4 protein-coding genes and 1 pseudogene are annotated in these 4,322 nt (G+C 41.6%); 4 read left to right on the top strand and 1 reads right to left on the bottom strand.

Annotation, left to right across the window (positions count from 1 at the left end; all coding sequences use genetic code 11):
- Positions 1–28: 28 nt before the first annotated feature.
- Entirely contained in the window at positions 29–142 is a 114-nt protein-coding gene (locus tag LC574_RS28750; RefSeq protein ID WP_229457049.1) for a hypothetical protein, read from the top strand.
- Here LC574_RS28750 and LC574_RS28745 read toward each other — a convergent pair.
- Positions 102–494 (bottom strand): annotated as a pseudogene (locus tag LC574_RS28745) (NAD-dependent epimerase/dehydratase family protein); the annotation flags it as partial. The gene LC574_RS28750 and the pseudogene LC574_RS28745 sit on opposite strands and share 41 nt — an antisense overlap.
- A 312-nt stretch (positions 495–806) precedes the next feature.
- On the opposite strand from LC574_RS28745, the gene LC574_RS28740 reads away from it, so the two are divergent.
- The 3 genes from LC574_RS28740 to gmd form a co-directional block, all read left to right on the top strand.
- Positions 807–1,949, top strand: coding sequence for a glycosyltransferase (locus tag LC574_RS28740; protein ID WP_229457047.1), 1,143 nt, complete (start codon positions 807–809; stop codon positions 1,947–1,949).
- A 111-nt stretch (positions 1,950–2,060) separates the two neighbouring features.
- Entirely contained in the window at positions 2,061–2,816 is a 756-nt protein-coding gene (locus LC574_RS28735) for a sugar transferase (RefSeq protein ID WP_229457048.1), read from the top strand.
- Between the two features lie 528 nt (positions 2,817–3,344).
- A partial coding sequence (gene gmd, locus LC574_RS28730; protein WP_229457046.1) for a GDP-mannose 4,6-dehydratase occupies positions 3,345–4,322 on the top strand: 978 nt, incomplete at its 3' end.

The following is a 4,322-nucleotide window of genomic DNA, read 5'->3' as shown; positions in this document are numbered from 1 at the left end:
CATTGAACATGAATGGATTAAGGTCGATTTGCTGAAGGGGGAACACAAAGCCTCTGAATTTCAGTCGCTTAATCCCTTCGGTCAAGTTCCCGTATTAGTGGATAAGCTTCTGTTTCATGTTTACCCAAGTGGCGACTTTTAGGATCTACTGGATCACCTTCTACATGGGGTAATTGGTCAGATTTGAGATATACTCCCGCAGAACTCATATAGACAAAATGTTGCACTCGGTCTTGAAAAATTTCTGCTAGTGGTTGAGTATCAGTAAGTTCCCGCCCGTTATTATCAAAAATGACATCAAAGTTTTCTTGTGATAACTTTGCCTTTAATTGAGTAGCATCAGTGCGATCGCCTATAATTTGTCCTACTCCCTCTAAAGAAGGTGCTGGCCGATTTCCCCGATTGAACAGCACCACCTCATGTCCTTGTTCCACTAGTAGTTGAGTCAAATAGACACCAATGAACCGAGTACCACCCATAATTAGAATTCGCATAAATTCACCATTTCTATATCAGTTGTCGTCAAGGGAGTAGGGAGTGGGGAATAGGGAGTAGGGGAAAAGCAGGGGAAGAAAACTATTGGTTATTCCCCATTCCCCATTCCCCACTCCCCACTCCCCACTCCCCATTCTGAGATTATCAGGTTGCAGCATCCATCTGGAACCTCTAAGGAAAAGATTCCGTCCCATTTGCTAATCTGGGGCGCTTCCCGTTAATTAATCACAAAGGGAAACTTTTCAGTCGGAGTCTAAGAAAACTATCTTCAATTTTGAATGCGTGAATTTTGAATTTTGAATTGTTTAGCTGTGCCCTTGAAATATGCTCTAGTTCATGAGTGGCTGACACCCAAAGCCACCGGTGGTTCAGAACTCGTTGTCCGAGAAATTTTGAATCATATTGATGCTGATTTGTATGCTCTCATAGATTTTGAATCCAGCAATCCTGAAAGTTATTTATACAAGCGTCAGATTGGCAAAACGTTTCTCCAGAACTTTCCTTATGCCCGCAACGGTATACAAAAATACTTGCCTTTGTGGCCTTTGGCAATTGAACAACTTGATTTACGGCATTATGATGTAATTCTGTCTTCATCCCACGCTGTTGCCAAAGGAATCCTTACCACTCCCGAACAGATGCATATTTGCTACTGTCACAGCCCTATGCGCTATGCCTGGGACTTGACTTTTGATTATCTGCGCCACAGCAAAATGGGCAGTGGTTTCGCTGGGTGGGTGACGCGATATTTATTACATCGTTTGCGCCAATGGGATGTATTGAGTGCCAATCGCGTTGATTACTTCATTGCTAACTCGCAGCATACAGCTCGGCGGATTTGGCGTTGCTATCGACGAGAAGCAAGAGTCATTTACCCACCAGTGAATATTGCGGAATTTCCATTTCTGTCTGAGAAAGAGGACTTTTACCTGACAGTTTCCCGGTTAGTGAGTTACAAGCAAATATCGTTGATTGTCAAGGCTTTTAATCAACTAAAACGACCATTAGTAGTCATTGGTACAGGAGATGAAATGAACAAAATTCGTGAGATGGCAAACTCTAATATCCAAATATTGGGATGGCAACCCGATAATGTGGTAAAAAAATATATGTCTAGGGCTAAGGCGTTTGTATATGCAGCTTGTGAAGATTTTGGTATCGCCCTAGTGGAAGCACAAGCCTGTGGCACGCCAGTGATTGCCTACGGTGCAGGGGGTGCTTTAGAAACAGTGCGAGATATCCGTTCTTGTGCGGATACAGGGACAGGTATATTCTTCAAGACGCAAACAGAGGCGGCTTTAGTGGAGGCAGTGGAAAAATTTGAAGTGTATGAGGGTTCGTTCAGTTCCGAGTATATGCGATCGCACGCCGCGCAGTTCTCACCGCAAATTTTTGCAGATCGTTATCTAGATTTTGTAAACAAATGCAACGAAAAAAGACCATTTTTGCAATGATGGTCTTAATTAACGTCTTATTTTTTTAGGCTTTTGGCAATTTTCCCCAGAAGCACCTCATTTTGGCTTTAATATTGGGACTATGTGTGGTGTGGATTATTAAGGAGTATGATGACTGCCCAGAGCTCACTCCTCTCCGGCAAGCGAGGCGTAAGGCAAGACACCAGAGCGTCTACGCGTTTCTTAAAACGTGGTCAAAAAACGAAGACACCAAAAGTTAAACCCAAAGGTTTATCTTTTCAGGGTTTAAACGGAGAGTTTGCCAAACGACTGTTCGATATAGTGTTTTCGCTGTCGGTGTTAATTTTGTTCTTCCCCGTCTACTTAATTTTGGCCTTGCTGATTGCTTTCAGCTCAGAAGGCCCAATTTTTTATGTCCAGGAACGGGTAGGGAAAAATTACAAAACGTTTAATTGTATTAAATTCCGAACAATGGTAAGCAATGCGGACGAAATCCTCATGCAAATGATGGAAACATCGCCGGAGTTGCGAGAAGAGTTTGAAAGCAGTTTTAAGTTGAAACAAGACCCCAGGATTACCAAAATTGGTCGATTTTTGCGAATTACTAGCTTAGACGAATTTCCCCAGTTCTGGAACGTTTTAAAAGGGGACATGAGTGTAGTCGGCCCCCGACCGTTGGTAGCAGAAGAACTGCCAAAGTACGGTTGTTACATTGATGAGATTTTAACAATCCGTCCAGGAATTACTGGTTTGTGGCAGGTATCTGGGCGTAATGATATTCCCTACCCTCGGCGAGTCCAAATAGACCTGCATTATGCTAGGTTTAGGAATTTCTGGCTTGATTTATGGATCATCTTGAAAACCGTTGATGTGGTCATTTTACCCAAAAATAACGGGGCATACTGAGTAATTACTTAGGGTCGATTCTGTGGGGCAGTTAATGCCCCTAAGTATCAATTCTTTTCCTAAAACTAAATGATTGTTCTTCTTTAATTTATATAGTTATCTATAATTTATGCATTTCTACTTACTGACTCCTGAATTCTTCAATCAGTCTTCAGAAAACCAAAGATATGATATATGAAGTTTTGACCAAAAAATAACGTACACAAAAAGAATCTTTATTTATAGCAGAATACAGAATTCAGGAGTAAAACACGCTTTAGACCTGGGTAACAGACTTAGCTTGTGTACCTCACCTTCCTTGAAATCTGCTGTATCTAGTAAAACAAATATACATAATTATACAATCTTGATATATCTAACAAAGCTGACGTGTTAAATTAATTTATTATTAAGTATATTTATTTAGGGAGAAAGTCTCTTAACTACAAGAACTCGTAGGTTTACCATTAGGCAATTGAGCAATTAGCTGCTAGGTTGTATCAGATTGGCTGTAACTTTTTAATCAAAGACAATAAGGGATAATTAAGCATGACGCAGCAGAAACGAGCGTTGATTACTGGTATTACTGGTCAAGATGGTTCATATCTAAGTGAGTTTTTATTGGAACAAGGTTATGAGGTTCATGGCATTATTCGCCGGACTTCTACCTTTAACACAGACCGCATCGATCATATTTACGAAGATCCCCACAAAGAGGGAGTGCGGTTGTTTCTTCACTATGGTGACTTGACAGATGGTACAACGCTGCGACGCATTTTAGAAGAAGTCCAGCCAGTAGAGATTTACAACCTGGGCGCTCAATCCCATGTCAGAGTAAGCTTTGATTCACCAGAATACACGGTGGATGCTGTCGGAATGGGAACGTTGCGTCTGTTGGAAGCAATTCGGGACTATCAACACCGTACCGGAATTCAGGTGCGATTTTACCAAGCGGGTTCTTCAGAAATGTACGGTTTAGTACAAGCAATACCTCAAACTGAGACAACGCCCTTTTATCCCCGCAGTCCCTATGCCTGTGCGAAAGTTTACGCCCACTGGCAAACTGTAAATTATCGTGAGTCTTATAATTTGTTTGCTTGTAATGGCATACTTTTTAACCACGAGTCACCACGCCGGGGTGAAACCTTTGTAACCCGCAAAATTACTAGAGCAGTAGCTGGTATCGTTGTTGGTAAGCAGAAAAAAATTTACATGGGTAATTTAGATGCAAAGCGAGATTGGGGCTATGCGAAGGATTATGTCAAAGCAATGTGGTTGATGTTGCAAAAAGACCAGCCAGACGATTACGTAATTTCTACAGGTGAAACTCACTCGGTGCGCGAGTTTTTGGAACTAGCATTTAGTTACGTAAATCTCAATTGGCAAGATTATGTAGAGTTTGATGAGCGTTACCTTCGTCCATCTGAGGTAGAGTTGTTGATTGGTGATTCTACCAAAGCACGCCAGAAGTTGGGCTGGACACCATCAGTAACCTTTGAAGAACTAGTTTTCTGCTTACCAACAACG

The sequence above is a fragment of the Nostoc sp. CHAB 5715 genome, from assembly GCF_020829685.1.
GTDB lineage: Bacteria > Cyanobacteriota > Cyanobacteriia > Cyanobacteriales > Nostocaceae > Nostoc.
The sequence above is the reverse complement of the archived record's forward strand: the minus strand, read 5'-3'. Positions and strand labels throughout refer to the sequence as shown.